Source organism: Siphonobacter curvatus, from assembly GCF_002943425.1.
Classification (GTDB): Bacteria; Bacteroidota; Bacteroidia; order Cytophagales; family Spirosomataceae; genus Siphonobacter; species Siphonobacter curvatus.
Window position 1 is genome coordinate 99724 of the sequence record NZ_PTRA01000007.1, and the last position, 15412, is coordinate 115135.

Below are 15412 nucleotides of genomic sequence, written 5' to 3' on the forward strand. Positions count from 1 at the left end.
AAATAATTTGATGTTTGATGCCAGAGCTTTTTACGCCTTTTTACTTCCTAAATCGGTTATCGCTGGTCTAAATCCGCTTGAGTAGTTCGGCTCCCATAGCCTCGGTACCCAGGATTTTAGCCCGGTCGGTCTGAGCATCAGCGATGTCACCCGTCCGGAAACCATCTTTGAGGACACCGTCTACAGCGGCAATGATGGCTTCGCTTTCTTCCTTCATCCCAAACGAAATATCCAGCATCAGGGCCGCCGACAGTACCGAAGCCAGCGGATTCGCCACGCCTTTACCCGTTATATCGTGGGCTGAACCGTGAATAGGTTCGTATAACCCTACGGTATCACCGATGGAAGCCGAAGCCAGCATGCCCATGGAACCCGCAATCTGACTGGCTTCATCCGTGAGGATATCGCCGAACAAGTTAGCCGTCAGTACCACGTCAAACCGGCGGGGATCTTTGATGAGCAACATCGCCGCTGAATCGACAAATTGATGCTCTACTGTTACGTCTGGATATTCTTTGGCAATTTCCTGAACCACTTCCCGCCAGAGACGGCTCGTTTCCAGTACGTTGGCTTTATCTACCGAGCAAAGTTTTCCGTTACGGGTACGAGCCGCTTCGAAAGCCTTCCGGGCGATGCGTTCGACTTCGTATTTGCTGTATTTAGCAATATCGTACGCCGTAGCTCCTTCATCCTGACGACCTTTTTCACCGAAGTAAATGTCCCCCGTCAGTTCTCGGAAAAATAGGATGTCCGCTCCGCGAAGAATCTCGGCTTTGATGCTGGACGCTTCCAGTAATTCGTCAAATAACTTGATGGGTCGGAGGTTCGCGTACAGGCCCAGGGCTTTGCGAATACCTAGTAATCCCTGCTCGGGGCGTACCTTGGCAGAAGGATCGTTATCGTATTTGGGGTGTCCCACGGCTCCAAAGAGGATGGCATCGGAAGCTTTGGATTTTTCGATGGTTTCCTCGGGCAGCGGCTGTCCGGTTGCTTCGATAGCAGCGTGACCGATGAGGGCGTAATCGAAGCTAAAGGCATGACCAAATTTTTGGCCAATGGCTTCGACGACTTGTTTCGATACTTCGGTCACTTCCTGACCAATCCCATCACCGGGAATTACGAGAATATGTTTACTTGCCATGTAAAGGTTTAATTCACCACCGTACGACCAGTGATTTCAAGCAGATAGAATGCAACGGTTAAGCCCGACTGTTTTGGAACGCCTCAATTTCCGGCCGCAACGAGATCAGGTAATCGATATCATCGTAGCCGTTCATCAGGCAGTTCTTCTTGTACGGGTTGATATCGAATGCAGTAGCCGTGCCGTCGGGTAAGGTAACCTGCTGATTTTCCAGATCAACCGTAATCTGAGCGTACGGGTCGGCTTCAATCACAGCAAAGGTTTTAGCCAAGAATTCGTCTGACACCTGTACCGGTAATACAAAGTTATTCAGCGAGTTATTCCGGAAAATATCCGCAAAGAAGCTGGAAATGACTACGCTAAAGCCGTAATCATGAATAGCCCAGGCCGCGTGCTCCCGGCTGGAACCCATGCCGAAATTCTTACCTGCCACCAGAATCCGGGCGGCCTTGTAAGTCGGATCGTTTAATACGAAATCCGTTTTCGGCGTATTATCTGCGTTGTAGCGCCAGTCCCGGAAAAGATTATCGCCAAAACCTTCGCGAGTCGTAGCTTTCAAAAAACGAGCCGGAATAATCTGGTCCGTGTCAATATTTTCAATCGGCAGCGGAGCCGCCTGTGAAGTCAATGTGGTTATTGTCTCTTTTGCCATGTCAGCAGAATTATGAATGGAAGCTTACTTACACCAGTTCCCGAACGTCACCTACCTTACCCGTTACCGCTGCTACGGCAGCCGTCAGTGGAGAGACCAGTAACGTGCGGGCTCCCGGTCCCTGGCGACCTTCGAAGTTTCGGTTGGAGGTACTCACGGCGTATTTACCGGCGGGTACTTTGTCTTCGTTCATGCCTAAGCAAGCCGAACATCCGGGACCGCGTAATTCAAAACCCGCTCCTTCAAATACTTTGTCGAGACCTTCAGCCCGAGCCTGTTCAGCTACCTGATTCGAACCGGGAACAATCCAGACTTCTATACCACTGGCTTTTTGCTTTCCTTTGACAAATTCCGCAACCTCGCGAAGGTCTTCAATACGGGCATTGGTACAGGAGCCGATGAATACATAATCAATGGCTTTCCCTAACAGGCTTTCGCCCGGTTTTAAGCCCATGTAATGCAGCGACTTTTCAAACGAAGGCTGCTCCGTAGCCGGAATTTCCTCCAGCGTAGGTACGTGATCCGTTACGCCGATACCCATACCCGGGTTCGTTCCATACGTAATCATGGGCTTGATATCCGCCGCGTCGAAAGTCAATACTTTATCGAACTGGGCTCCTTCGTCGGTTTTCAGTTCCTTCCACGCTTCTACCTTACGGTCAAACTCTTCACCCTGTGGAGCAAAGCGACGTCCTTTCAAATAGGCGAAGGTTACTTCATCGGGAGCAATCATGCCGCCACGAGCACCCATTTCGATACTCATGTTACAGACCGTCATCCGGCCTTCCATCGTCAGGTTCCGAATGGCTTCTCCAGCGTATTCCACGAAATAGCCCGTAGCTCCGGCAGCTGAGATTTTAGCGATGATATACAGGATCAAGTCTTTCGCCGTTACGCCTTTTTCGAGCGTACCGTTGACTTCGATCAGCATCTTTTTAGGCTTCGACTGAATGATACACTGCGTCGTCAGTACCTGCTCTACTTCCGAAGTACCAATCCCGAACGCTACGTTTCCAAACGCTCCGTGCGTAGAGGTATGCGAATCACCGCACACAATCGTCATGCCGGGTTGCGTAATGCCCAGTTCGGGTCCGATGACGTGTACGATGCCTTGGAACGGGTGTAACAAGTCGTAGAGTTCAATACCGAATTCCTTACAGTTTTCGCGAAGTTTCTCTACCTGATGGCGAGACAAGGCTTCACGGATGGGCAGGTGCTGATCTTTCGTAGGAACGTTGTGATCGGCGGTTGCCGTCGTGCGATTCACATTGAAGACTTTCGCTCCACGCTTGCGAAGACCATCGAAAGCCTGAGGACTTGTCACTTCGTGAATGAAGTGACGATCAATAAACACGACGTCGGGATAACCTTCCTGGCGTTTGACGACGTGGCCGTCCCAGATTTTATCGAATAATGTTTGAGGGGTATTGCTCATTGTTGGATTAGGCTAACTAATACGCTACAAAATTGGGAGATTTATTGAGCAAGTGGGTATCGGCAAACGTTCAAACGATAGCGTTTTTGGTTCGATGATACAAATTGGGCGTTGAACCGTATTGCTCTTTGAAAGCCTTGATGAAGTGGGATACGCTCTCGTACCCAATCTCAAAACTGATTTCCGAAACGTTTTTGCTGGTATTCTCCAGTAAGAATACGGCGTGTTCGAGTCGTTTTTTGCGAATCCAGGCGGCGGGACTGGTCCCGAATTGTTTCTCAAAATCACGTTTGAATACGGAAAGACTACGGCCGGACAAACGGGCCAGTTCAGCCACCGACAACGGTTTGAGATAATAGCTTTGTAGTAACCACTCCAGATCCAGCTTCTCGCCAATGTACAAACTGTGCAAAAAGGCTTTTAACTGTCCCGTAACATCGTTTTCGAAAAGTAAGAGTAAGAGTTCGTGCGATTTGAGTCGCAGATACTGATTCAGAAAGGGCGTAGGACGCTGGAAATACGGAAAGATGGAATCGGCAAAAGCACTTAAGCTGGGGTTTCCTTCAAACACCAGTAAGGGGTTATCAATTTCCCGTTCCTGAAGCGGACCAGAGACCAGTTCAATATGCTGCTCAACGAAGGATTTCAACAGCTTCTCATGAAAGAAAAAAACCAGGCTGCGATAGGCCCGGTCGAGTGCTTCCTGCATGAAGTAATAGCCGCGACGAATAAACACCACATCGCCCTTGCGTACCCGCGTTTCGCCCTCAGGAGCCAAAAACCGCTTTTCGCCTTCCAGTACAAAAATCACCGCATGTTCTTCGAAAAAAACTTCATTACGGAGCGGCGGGTCCTGGTTGCGGTAGGCCACAAAAGTCATGTCCTGAATCTTGAGCGATTCAAATTCATTGACATGCATGAAGGTGGGGACACGAAGCACTGGACGTAATGTTTGGATTGGGTTTGAAAAGATTTGAGGATGTCTAAAGTTCAAACAAGCCTACATGAGCCTAGACAGGCCTATTTCCAACTTTTCAAACCTTACCCATCCTCAAACTAATTAGGCCGCATTCTTATTTTCAGCGTTGGGAAGAGGTTTCTCAACGACCTGATGTTCTTTTTCGTGGAACGCTTCCCATTCCAGAAGCTGGCGGGTTTGCTGTTCGGGGGAAAGGTTAGAAAACGCAGCTAACTGCCGATGTAAAAATTCTAATTTTTCTTCTTCGGTGGGAAAAGCAGCCAGACGGGCCGCCAGTTCCCGTAATTCAGATACAGTATTCATATTAAAAATCGCCTCCTTTCGGGTTCTTCACTACTTGTATATAATTCAAAATCAGTTAAAATAGTTTATTAGGACCATTAAGTTTAATGTAGTAGTTGAGGGAAATTCGGGGCGGAATAAGAAAGGGAGCTTCTTCCTGACCCATCTTAAAAAACAAGCGACTAAAGTGTGACACTTCCAATTCGAGCCGTTTTTTAAAGCTAACCCCAATACCCGGTGTAAGAATGCCGGTAGTAGCAATTTTATTTGAAAAAATTACTAATCCTACGTTATAAAAAGGTTGGATTTTGCCCCCGCCTAAGTATTGGCCAGCCAGTATTTCGATCGTTTTTAGATGACTATCCACGGGTCTACGGGTTTCTTCTTGCAGTACCACTATTTTTGAAGCCCTATGAAAAGCTATCTTCGCGTACATCTGTTGATGATTCCGGGGAAAATTGACGCGTGCCGATAAACCCAGAGAAGCCTGATTTTTGCCTTGGCTTAAATCACTAATATTCAAACGTTCAAGACCGGCATTGAGGCCTACATAAAACGTAGACTTTTCATCTTTCAACCGAAATTTAACGGGCTCTTCCGTATATTTTTTATCGTGATAAGCCTGTAAGTAGTTGATCAGATACCGGCTTGCATAAAGGGGAGGGGTCATTGAAAAGCTAGCCACATCAGCCGTCAATTGTTCTAGCTGTTGCTTGTACTCCTGTACCGCTACGCGATAATTTTGCCCTTCCTTTTGCCGGTAGAAACTATAATTGATCAGTTCATAGAAAGAAGGTCCTTCTTCAATAAAAAAACGGATTCTTCCGTCTTTATCACTTCTAGCATAGTATAAGCTGATTTTCTGGTCACTCCAGAGCTGTTGTAGAAATAACGTTTGCTGAACGTACGTATCCGGTTTAGTCTCGTAAACATCTTCGCTTACGTACAAAAGATTCAATGTATACGATTTATACAACTGATTTTCCTTCGCTATATAAAATGCCTTATATGAAACCGCACTAATGATTTCTTCTTTCTGCGTTAAATCCCGTTTGATTCGAATTTCGGCGGGGCTATCGGACCAGTCTTGATAATGGATATAACAGGCTAAAGTGTCGCCGGCGGCTTTTACGATATATCCTTTTTGGAACGTACTTTGAGCGAATACATAGCCAGTATTCAACAATAAAATTACACTAAGTAGAAATGGACGAAACATATAAGGTTAGGTTAATAGAATGGAAACAAAACTATAGAATTTCCATTCTATTATACCTTCCTTCGAAGTAACTTATACTAAAATGCCAAACAAATCTGGCTTATCATTTAGGTATTCGTATGTAACTTTTGCCTCATTCATGCGGTGAATAAGGGAAGAAAAATCACTTTTTGATTTTAATTCGATCCCTACAATAGCGGGGCCCTGTTCGCGATTGGTTTTCTTGACGTATTCAAAGCGAGTAATGTCATCGTTGGGGCCGAGTACATTCAAAAACTCCCGAAAAGCTCCGGCCCGCTGCGGAAATCGGATGATGAAATAATGCTTCAATCCTTCGTACAAAAGCGAGCGTTCTTTAATTTCTTCCATCCGGGTGATGTCGTTGTTACCCCCGCTAACCAGACAGACCACGTTCTTACCTTTGATCTCATCTTTCAGAAAATCTAAAGCAGCGATACTTAGTGCTCCGGCGGGCTCGGCTACGATGGCTTCCTCGTTGTACAATTGCATGATCGTGGTACACACTTTACCTTCTGGAATGGTAATCACATCGTCGAGCAGTTCCTGACAGATCTGAAAGGTCATTTCCCCTACCCGCTTGACGGCCGCCCCATCGACGAATTTGTCAATATCATCCAGCGTTACGATCTTCCCGTGGTTGAGTGCCTCCCGCATGGACGCCGCACCTGCCGGTTCAATACCAATCAGTTTCGTATGCGGAGAAAGGTGTTTGAAGACCGTAGCCACGCCGGAAGCCAGTCCGCCCCCACCGATGGCGAAGAGAACATAATCAATTTTAAAGTCGGCATCTTTGAAGATTTCCAGGCCTACCGTTCCCTGCCCTTCCATCACGCCCAGGTCGTCGAAGGGGTGCACAAACGTTGCTCCCTGCTGCTGTTCAAAGGCCCGAGCCGCTACGTAGGCGTCATCAAACGTATCACCCGTGAGTACTACTTCTACTTCGTCCCGCCCAAAGAGTTTTACCTGTTTTACTTTCTGGTTGGGCGTGGTGCTGGGCATAAAAATTGTACCCTTCACCCCCATTTTGTGGCAGGCGTACGCCACGCCCTGCGCGTGATTTCCGGCACTGGCACAGGCTACGCCCTTAGCCAGAGCCTCGGCAGGAAGTTTGGCCATGCAGTTGTAGGCTCCGCGAATTTTGTAGGAACGTACAATCTGCTGGTCCTCGCGTTTGAGGTATACATTCGCTCCGAATTTCGCGGACAGGTTCAAATTCACCGTCAGTGGCGTATGTGTTACTACTTTACGGAGTCGTTCGGCGGCAAGAAATATGTCGTCAAGCTGGGGGAATAGCGTCGGGGAATCAACGGTTTCTTTCATCTTCTCTTCTATGCGACGTGCTAACGTCTGTGCCGGGGTATTCACAATAGTATGATAATAAGATTTATAACGGGGAGGTTGGATAGGCAAGTGTACAGTAGCCGCCTTGGCGGTTTTCTGTGGACTGTTTTTGAAGTAATGCTTGTATTATTAAAAAGGCACTGGTACTAAAAAGGGTGAATGAACGAATGGTATCATTCACTCATTCACCCCTTGGAGTTCAGGGTTTTGAGTTTTTCGTTTTGAGTTAATTGACGGCATGAACTGTCAGTTACCGTCTTTCTTTGCTCGCCTGAACGCGGATGAGCGGTTAAACTCCAAACTGAAAACACTAAACGCTAAACTGAAGAATTAGCTACGCTCGGGACGCAGGCTACGTACGGTAGCACCGGCTTTCCACATTTCTGATTCGCGGAGTTCGGCCAGTTCTACTTCCAGTTTCTCGCGGTAATCAGACTGTGAGTTACGGCTGATTGAAATTTGAGCCTGCTCCCCTGATTTTACCGAGTTATACAGTTTTTCGAAGACGGGCTTGGTTGCTTCCTTGAAAGGCTTCCACCAATCCAGAGCACCGCGTTGAGCCGTCGTCGAGCAGTTGGCGTACATCCAGTCCATACCGTTTTCAGCCACTAAAGGCATCAGCGATTGGGTCAGCTCTTCTACTGTTTCGTTGAAGGCTTCTGAAGGCGAGTGACCGTTTTCGCGGAGTACTTCGTACTGAGCAGCGAAGATTCCTTGAATAGCACCCATCAGCGTACCACGCTCACCCGTAAGGTCAGACGTTACTTCTTTGTAGAAATCCGTCTCGAACAGGTAACCTGAACCTACACCGATACCCATAGCGATACATTTTTCGCGGGCTTTACCGGTAGCATCCTGGTAGATAGCAAAGCTGGAGTTCAGACCTTTTCCTTCTACGAACAAACGACGCAGGGACGTTCCAGAACCTTTGGGGGCTACCAGGAATACGTCTACATCAGCCGGAGGAACAATACCCGTCTGATCTTTGTAAGTTACACCGAAACCGTGTGAGAAGTACAGAGATTTGCCAGGTTTCAGAGCGGCTTTCACCGTAGGCCACAGGGCGATCTGAGCGGCGTCAGAAAGCAGGTAGCAAATGATGGTACCTTTTTCGAGAGCTTCTTCAATTTCGAAGAGGGTTTCACCGGGAACCCATCCATCGGCTACGGCTTTATCCCAAGTTTTGGAATCTTTCCGTTGACCTACGATTACGTTGAAGCCGTTATCTTTCATATTCAGTCCTTGACCAGGACCTTGTACGCCATATCCAATGACCGCAATTACTTCTTCGTTCAGTACTTCACGGGCTTTTTCGAGGGGGAATTCTTCCCGGGTCACTACTTCTTCTTCGACTCCGCCGAAGTTCAACTTTGCCATTTTGATTGAATTTTGAGGATAATAAAATTGTAAAAACTCTTTGGATTTCGAGTCTAGCGTTGGGGGTTTAGCGTTCAATAATGCATCAACGCTCAACCCAAAACGCTAAACACTTATGCAATTTCCCAGACTCCTTCCGAAGGCAGGTACTCGACCAGGCCTTTTTCTTCCTTGGATACGCTAATTCGGCCGGAACGGACGAACTCCAGAATACCCTGGGGTTTGATATAATGGTAGAATTCCATGATTTCGGCTTCCGTACCCGATTTTTCGATGACGACCGAATCCGTCCCCCATTGCACCACCCAGGCGTTGAAGTCCTTATTTACCCGCTCAATGTCGAGTTGGGGACCACCCAGGGGCGTTGAGATTTTGAACAGGGCTGTCTCTTGAAAGACGATGTCTTCGTCTAGATACCCGTATACCGCCAGTACATCGACCAATTTCCGAATCTGGCGTACCAGTTTTTCAACGGATTCGCGACTTTCAGACTTCAGTACAATGGTAAAGCGAGATACGCCTTTACGCTCGGTCTCACAAACCGTCAACGATTCGATATTCAACCGACGACGCGTGAAGACAATCGTAATACGGTTCAGTAAACCAACCGTATTCGTGGTAAATATTGAAATGGTGTAATTAGTCATTTGTATCGGCATTTATTGATTCAAAATGCTCTACGACCGGAAACGGATCGTAAAAAGGGTGTAATAAACGTTTCCGGTGCTGGTAATCTTCCGATTCTCGAAAACCGATGGTATGATCTTCCAGCGTCTCCCATTCAACGAGTAATACGTATCGATTAGCCTTTTCCATGCCGCGTTGTAAGCGGTGACTCAAATAACCCTTTTGCCGGGAAATATACACTTGAGCCTGCTGGAATGCCTGTTCGAACGCTTCCGCCTGATTGGCTCGTCATCGAGCAAGGCAATTTCGAGAATCATCCTACTTTTACTCTAAGCGAATTTTATCAACGGCCTGCCCGGCGGGAACCATCGGGAATACGTTTTCCTCTTTCTCGCAAATCACCTCCAGTAAGTAAGGGCCATCGTGATTCAACATCGTGTCCAACGATTCGCTCAGGGCTGACCGGTCGCGGCAGGTATGGCCTTCAATGTGGAAACCTTTGGCGATGGTTACAAAATCCGGGTTTTTGATATCGACGAAGCTGTAGCGGTTGTCAAAGAACAACTGTTGCCACTGGCGTACCATGCCCAGGAAGTTGTTGTTGAGAATGACGATTTTGATGTTCAGGTTTTCCTGCCAAATTGTAGCCAGCTCCTGAAGCGTCATCTGAAATCCGCCATCACCGATGAAGGCTACGACCTCCCGATCGGGTGCTCCGCGTTTGGCTCCAATGGCAGCCGGCAGGGCAAAGCCCATGGTACCTGCCCCACCCGAGGTTACGACCGAATTATGCTTTTTGAATCGGTAGTAGCGATTGGCAATCATCTGGTGTTGTCCTACGTCGGTCACGACGACGGCTTCCCCTTTGGTTTTTTCCGAGATCAGGTGTACTACTTCACCCATTTTGATTTCGTTGCCTTCGTGGAAAAGCGTAGCCCGCGTGATTTTCTCGTCTTCAACGGCATCATACTTGCGGAATTCATCCCGCCATTCGGCATGGGTCCGTTCTTCTACCAGGGGTAACAGGGCTTTGAGAGCCTCTTTGGCATCCCCCACGACCGGAGCCGTTGCCTTGATATTTTTATCAATTTCAGCCGGATCAATTTCGATGTGAACGACCTTGGCCTGCGTAGCGTACTTACTCAAATCACCCGTTACACGGTCGTCGAAACGCATACCGATGGCGATCAACAGGTCACATTGATTGGTCAGGACGTTCGGCCCGTAATTGCCGTGCATACCCAGCCAGCCTACGTAATTGGGATGGTCTGCATCAAGGGCCGACATGCCTAATAACGTCGCGGCTACCGGAATACCCGTCTTTTCGGTAAAGGCTTTCAGTTCCGCTTCAGCCTTGGCGAGCGTAATGCCGTGACCTGCCAGAATGTAGGGTTTCTTAGCCCGGTTGATCAATTCGGCTGCCGCCTTTAACTGATCGTCTTTGGGTACCATCCGGGGCTTATAACTCACCATCGTTTCGCACTTGTGGTACGAAAAGGGTCGGGTCATCAACTCCATCTGAGCCGTCCGGGTAAAGTCCAGCACGACGGGTCCGGGGCGACCCGTTTGGGCGATGTAAAAGGCCTTGGCAATCATCTCCGGCACTTCATCGGCACTGGTAATCTGATAATTCCACTTCGTAATGGGCATCGTCATCCCGATTACGTCCGCCTCCTGGAAAGCATCCGTTCCCAGCAGCTTATTGTATACCTGACCAATGATACACACCATCGGCGTTGAATCGAGCAGGGCATCACAAATGGGTGTCATCAGGTTGGTTGCTCCGGGGCCGGAGGTTACCAGACAAACACCCGCCCGATTTTGCATGCGGGCGTAACCCTGTGCAGCGTGACCGGCTCCCTGTTCGTGGCGAACCAAGATATGATGAAGGACGTCCCGGTAATCGAATAGGGCGTCATAGGTAGGCATGATTGCTCCACCGGGATACCCGAAAATGGTATCCACTCCTTCGGCCAGTAACGCCAGCATCAGGGCATGTGAGCCCGTTACGGTACGTTGAGAGGCTTCTTCCAAAACTTCGGCAACAGTTTGCTTCTGGTGTGCCATAGGATTCTTCCTTTGTGTTAACGATGCCTCGTTAACCAGTTGATTGTTAACTACTCCAAGTTCAGTACTATCTATTTTACAAATCCGTTACGCAGCCCAAGCTAGCTGACGAAACGTTTTTAATATACTTCCGCAGTACACCCTGTTTAAACGGATTTTCCGGAGCGACCCAGGCGGCTTTACGAGCGGCCATTTCTTCATCGGAAATGTGTACCTGCAAAATGTTATTCACGGCATCGATGGTGATTAGATCGCCGTCCTGTACCAGGGCAATCGGGCCGCCGTCAAAAGCTTCGGGGGTCACGTGGCCAACGACGAATCCGTGCGTACCGCCCGAGAAACGGCCATCGGTAATCATGGCAATCGAGTTACCCAGACCGGCCCCGATTACCGCCGAGGTAGGCTTCAGCATTTCCGGCATACCCGGTCCACCTTTAGGACCTTCGTAACGGATCACGACAACCATGCCGGGTTTCACTTCACCGTTGGCTAAAGCGGCCATGAGCGTTTCTTCCTTATCGCACACTTTCGCAATGCCTTCGAACCGTTCGCCTTCTTTACCCGTAATCTTAGCAACGGCACCCGTGGGAGCCAGGTTTCCGTACAGAATCTGTAAGTGACCCGTAGCTTTGATGGGGTTTTCAATCGGGAAAATGATTTTCTGCGATTCGAATTCCAGGTCGGGTTCTCCAGCCAGGTTTTCAGCGATGGTTTTTCCGGTGATGGTTATACAGTCACCATGTAGTAATCCGACGCTCAACAGGTATTTCATCACAGCCGGTACGCCGCCAATGGCTAACATATCTTCCATGAAGTACTTTCCGGAAGGTTTCAGATCCGCCAGCAAAGGCGTCCGGTCACTAATGTCCTGAATGTCTTTCAGCGTAAATTCTACACCCGCTGCGTGGCCAATCGCCAAATAATGAAGGACCGCATTCGTCGATCCACCCAGGGCCATCACCAACGTCAGAGCGTTTTCAAGTGATTTACGAGTGATGATATCGCGGGGCTTTAAATCCAATTCGAGCAGTTTTTTCATCGCTGCTCCTACCGCCAGACATTCCGCCTGTTTGCCTTCGTGCGTAGCGGGGTACGTACTGGAATTCGGTAAGCTCAAACCCAAGGCTTCAATACTGGAAGCCATGGTATTAGCCGTATACATCCCGCCGCAAGCTCCGGCTCCGGGAATGGCATTCTGGATGACTCCTTTGTAATCTTCGTCGGCGATGGTACCCGCGAATTTTTTACCTAAAGCTTCAAACGCTGAAATAATGTCGAGTTTCTGACCTTTCCACTGGCCCGTCCGAATGGTACCACCGTATACCATGATCCCGGGACGATTCAAGCGAGCCATAGCCATGATGGCTCCGGGCATGTTTTTATCGCATCCGACGACCGTAATCACACCGTCGTACCATTGTCCGGCCACTACGTCTTCAATCGAATCGGCGATGATATCACGGCTGGGCAGGGAGTAACTCATGCCATCGTTTCCGTTCGTCATCCCATCGGATACGCCAATCGTATTAAAGATCAGTCCGACCAGACCATTCGCCTGCACGCCTTTTTTCACGTGAACAGCAAGTCCGTTCAGGTGCATATTACAGGTATTTCCTTCGTAACCCGTACTGGCAATGCCAATCTGGGCTTTCGACATATCTTCTTCGGTGAGGCCCACGCCGTATAACATGGCCTGAGCCGCCGGATTGGTCACTTCTTGAGTAAGCGTACGTGAGTACTTATTCAATGGGGTACTTTCGGTAGTCATAGGAGCTCGTTGTTAAGCGAACGACTCGGAAAAGTGAAGCGAAGAAGGTCCATCAGGGCCAGACTCTTCCGTTTGCATTCTTACAGTATGATGATAAACAAAATTGCACTAATCGAATAAATCTTGCCTTATTCTAAGACACTGATGGTTTGATAACAAAAAGACCTTTCTCGGGATGTGAGAAAGGTCTTTCGTGGTGAATATCAACCTATCTCACACCGATGTTCGGATGAGCACGAGAAGAATAATCACAGAAATATTTAAAACGAATTGAGCCATTAGGAATTGAATTTTGCCGTTTTTACCGGCGGCGTATCGCAAAGGTAAAGGCTTCCATTTTTTAATTCCAAAAAAAATTTTGCCTTTTTTCATAGCTACCGCATTCTATTGCCATATTATTAAAAAGCACTTCATGATTTTGTAAAATTTGCATCACATTGCCATAATAACCAAACGTTAGTTTCGCAGCCACTACTCTTTGCATTTAATCCTTGGCTGCGATGTCACGTACCTCTACTTTTTCGCTAAAACCATTTGGCCTCGCGCTGGGTTCATGGGCTCTGCTCAGTTCCTGTACGGATCATGAATTGCCCGGTGGCACTTCGTATCCGTCCCAAGCAACCGTCTCGACTCCGAAGGTCTTGGCTACGTTTACCAACGACTTTACTAGAAATCTGCCGATTACGGCTTATAATGGTGGCTTCGGCTCGGCGATGGCCGTTGATCCCAATGATCCCCAAATTTTTTATCTGCTGACCGACCGTGGTCCCAATACGGATGGGGTTGGTTCAGATGCCAAGGTTTTTCCTGTACCGGACTTCGCTCCGCAAATTGGAAAATTCCGTTTAGAAGGAGGCGAGTTAAAACTCATCGAAACGATTGAACTAAAGGATGCTACGGGGAAAAAACTGACGGGTTTACCCAATCCCGTAGGTTCGGGTAATGCGGGTGAACTAGCTCAGGATATGAACCTTCAGCCCTTATCGCCAGCTACAGATCCCAACGGACTTGATTCAGAAGGTCTCGTCGCTATGGCCGATGGTTCGTTCTGGGTATCGGATGAATACGGTCCGCACATTGTTCATTTCGATCGTACTGGCCGTACCCTGCGTCGCCTGAATCCATTCAATACGGGAGCGGACGCGCTGCCTCAAGTACTCGCTAAACGCTGGCCCAATCGCGGGATGGAAGGACTGACGATTACCCCCGATGGCAAAACGCTGGTGGGTATCATGCAGAATACGCTTCGTAACCCAAACAAGGCTACGGCTGATAACTCTACGGTACTACGGATTCTGACGTATCAAATTGAAACGGGCGTGACGCAGCAGTTTATCTACCTCATGGATAAGCCCAATCCCTTCCGGGTTAGTGAAATTACGGCCATTACCAACACCACTTTTCTGGTGCTGGAACGGAATGACGACGCCTTGGGCGGTGGCAATACACCGGTAAAAAATATTTTCAAAATTGACATTACCGGAGCTACGGACGTATCGGATTCTGAAAATAAGGCCTCTGGGAAATTGTTTGGTGGCAAAACGCTGGAAGAATTGCCCCTTGCCGAATGGCCGAACTACGGCATTAAATCCGTGAAGAAGGAATTTGTCGTAGATGTTATACAGGCCATCCCGAACTATCCCCACGATAAAGTTGAGGGTCTGGTGGTACTAAGCCCTACGCTGATTGCCGTTGCCAATGACGACGACTTTGGTTTAGCGACCGAAGGTACCTCGGCTAATCGGAAGATGATCCAGAAAATTCTCCCTTCTGTGAATAAAGTTGATTTTAATGCCGTCTATTTCATTTCTTTGCCGAAAGCTTTAAAGTAACCATCATCTTTCTACCTTCAATCTGGGGCCTCCTCCTTGTGGGGAGGCTCTTCTATATCCAGGCAGAAAAGACCAGTACCCAGGTTACGATCACATCCCGTAAAAAATGTAGAGCCCGGCTTAGGTGATTGGTTACCGATTGAGCCTGAATGCCCATGATCAGGCCAATTTCTTCGTTCGACAAATTATCGTAAAACGCCAGCATCACGGCTTCCCGTTGCCGTTCGGGCAAACGATCAATTCCCTGCCGTAACCGCTGTAGGCGATCCTGTCGGCTTTCCTCTTCCAGAATATCCGATTCAATGGAAGGCATAAATAATTCCGCGGGCCAGATTTCCTGCCAGTCGATGCTATCGTCGGAGCGTTTGCGGGTTTTGGACAAGGCATTACGTAATACCCGAAACAGATAGAATTTAATCGTCTGCAAGTCGGTCAGATGTTCCCGCCGCTGCCAGATTTCAACGAAAACATCCTGAATGGTATCCCGCACCAAGTCGTAATCCGAAGTCAGCCGTTTTCCGTACGAGAACAAGGCTGGAGCGTAGCGTCGATAGATGGCTTCGTACGCCTGGGCATCCCCCCGACGAAAGGCATTCCAAAGTTCAAAATCAGACGTACAGGTGGTATGCATAGGCTTAGGTTTTTAAAAAGTGGTGTTTGGCAGGGCGTGT

14 protein-coding genes are annotated in these 15412 nt (G+C 48.4%); 1 reads left to right on the top strand and 13 read right to left on the bottom strand.

The window, feature by feature from the left end:
* Positions 1-67: 67 nt before the first annotated feature.
* From leuB to ilvD, 12 genes are all read right to left on the bottom strand, one after another.
* Positions 68-1141, bottom strand: coding sequence for a 3-isopropylmalate dehydrogenase (gene leuB, locus C5O19_RS23225; protein ID WP_104715775.1), 1074 nt, complete (start codon positions 1139-1141; stop codon positions 68-70).
* A gap of 58 nt (positions 1142-1199) precedes the next feature.
* A complete protein-coding gene (leuD, locus tag C5O19_RS23230; protein ID WP_104715776.1) occupies positions 1200-1793 on the bottom strand; it encodes a 3-isopropylmalate dehydratase small subunit in 594 nt (197 codons plus the stop codon).
* A gap of 28 nt (positions 1794-1821) precedes the next feature.
* Complete coding sequence (leuC, locus tag C5O19_RS23235; protein ID WP_104715777.1) at positions 1822-3228, bottom strand: 3-isopropylmalate dehydratase large subunit; 1407 nt, start codon at positions 3226-3228, stop codon at positions 1822-1824.
* 70 nt (positions 3229-3298) lie between these two features.
* Positions 3299-4168, bottom strand: a complete 870-nt coding sequence (locus tag C5O19_RS23240) for a helix-turn-helix transcriptional regulator (RefSeq protein ID WP_102202008.1) — start codon at positions 4166-4168, stop codon at positions 3299-3301.
* Positions 4169-4288: 120 nt separating this feature from the next.
* Entirely contained in the window at positions 4289-4510 is a 222-nt protein-coding gene (locus tag C5O19_RS23245; RefSeq protein ID WP_104715778.1) for a hypothetical protein, read from the bottom strand.
* Positions 4511-4565: 55 nt separating this feature from the next.
* Positions 4566-5708, bottom strand: coding sequence for a hypothetical protein (locus C5O19_RS23250; RefSeq protein WP_104715779.1), 1143 nt, complete (start codon positions 5706-5708; stop codon positions 4566-4568).
* Positions 5709-5780: 72 nt separating this feature from the next.
* Entirely contained in the window at positions 5781-7049 is a 1269-nt protein-coding gene (ilvA, locus tag C5O19_RS23255) for a threonine ammonia-lyase IlvA (protein WP_094815155.1), read from the bottom strand.
* 351 nt (positions 7050-7400) lie between these two features.
* On the bottom strand, positions 7401-8447 hold the full coding sequence (ilvC, locus tag C5O19_RS23260; RefSeq protein ID WP_104715780.1) for a ketol-acid reductoisomerase: 1047 nt from the start codon (positions 8445-8447) through the stop codon (positions 7401-7403).
* A gap of 113 nt (positions 8448-8560) precedes the next feature.
* The gene (ilvN, locus tag C5O19_RS23265; RefSeq protein ID WP_094815159.1) at positions 8561-9094 is read right to left on the bottom strand and encodes an acetolactate synthase small subunit; all 534 of its coding nucleotides are present in this window, start codon (positions 9092-9094) and stop codon (positions 8561-8563) included.
* Positions 9087-9314, bottom strand: a complete 228-nt coding sequence (locus C5O19_RS23270; RefSeq protein ID WP_207766530.1) for an antibiotic biosynthesis monooxygenase family protein — start codon at positions 9312-9314, stop codon at positions 9087-9089. The genes ilvN and C5O19_RS23270 overlap by 8 nt, the downstream gene beginning before the upstream one ends.
* Positions 9315-9398: 84 nt before the next feature.
* Positions 9399-11141 carry a biosynthetic-type acetolactate synthase large subunit gene (gene ilvB, locus C5O19_RS23275; protein WP_104715781.1) on the bottom strand — a complete coding sequence of 581 codons (1743 nt, stop codon included), beginning with the start codon at positions 11139-11141 and terminating at the stop codon, positions 9399-9401.
* A 76-nt stretch (positions 11142-11217) separates the two neighbouring features.
* Positions 11218-12909 (bottom strand): dihydroxy-acid dehydratase, encoded by a 1692-nt coding sequence (gene ilvD, locus C5O19_RS23280; protein ID WP_104715782.1) that lies wholly within the window; start codon positions 12907-12909, stop codon positions 11218-11220.
* Positions 12910-13409: 500 nt separating this feature from the next.
* Here ilvD and C5O19_RS23285 point away from each other — a divergent pair, with 500 nt between their 5' ends.
* Complete coding sequence (locus C5O19_RS23285) at positions 13410-14741, top strand: esterase-like activity of phytase family protein (protein WP_104715783.1); 1332 nt, start codon at positions 13410-13412, stop codon at positions 14739-14741.
* A gap of 52 nt (positions 14742-14793) precedes the next feature.
* Here C5O19_RS23285 and C5O19_RS23290 read toward each other — a convergent pair whose 3' ends face one another.
* Positions 14794-15372 (bottom strand): RNA polymerase sigma factor, encoded by a 579-nt coding sequence (locus tag C5O19_RS23290; protein ID WP_104715784.1) that lies wholly within the window; start codon positions 15370-15372, stop codon positions 14794-14796.
* Positions 15373-15412: the final 40 nt, after the last annotated feature.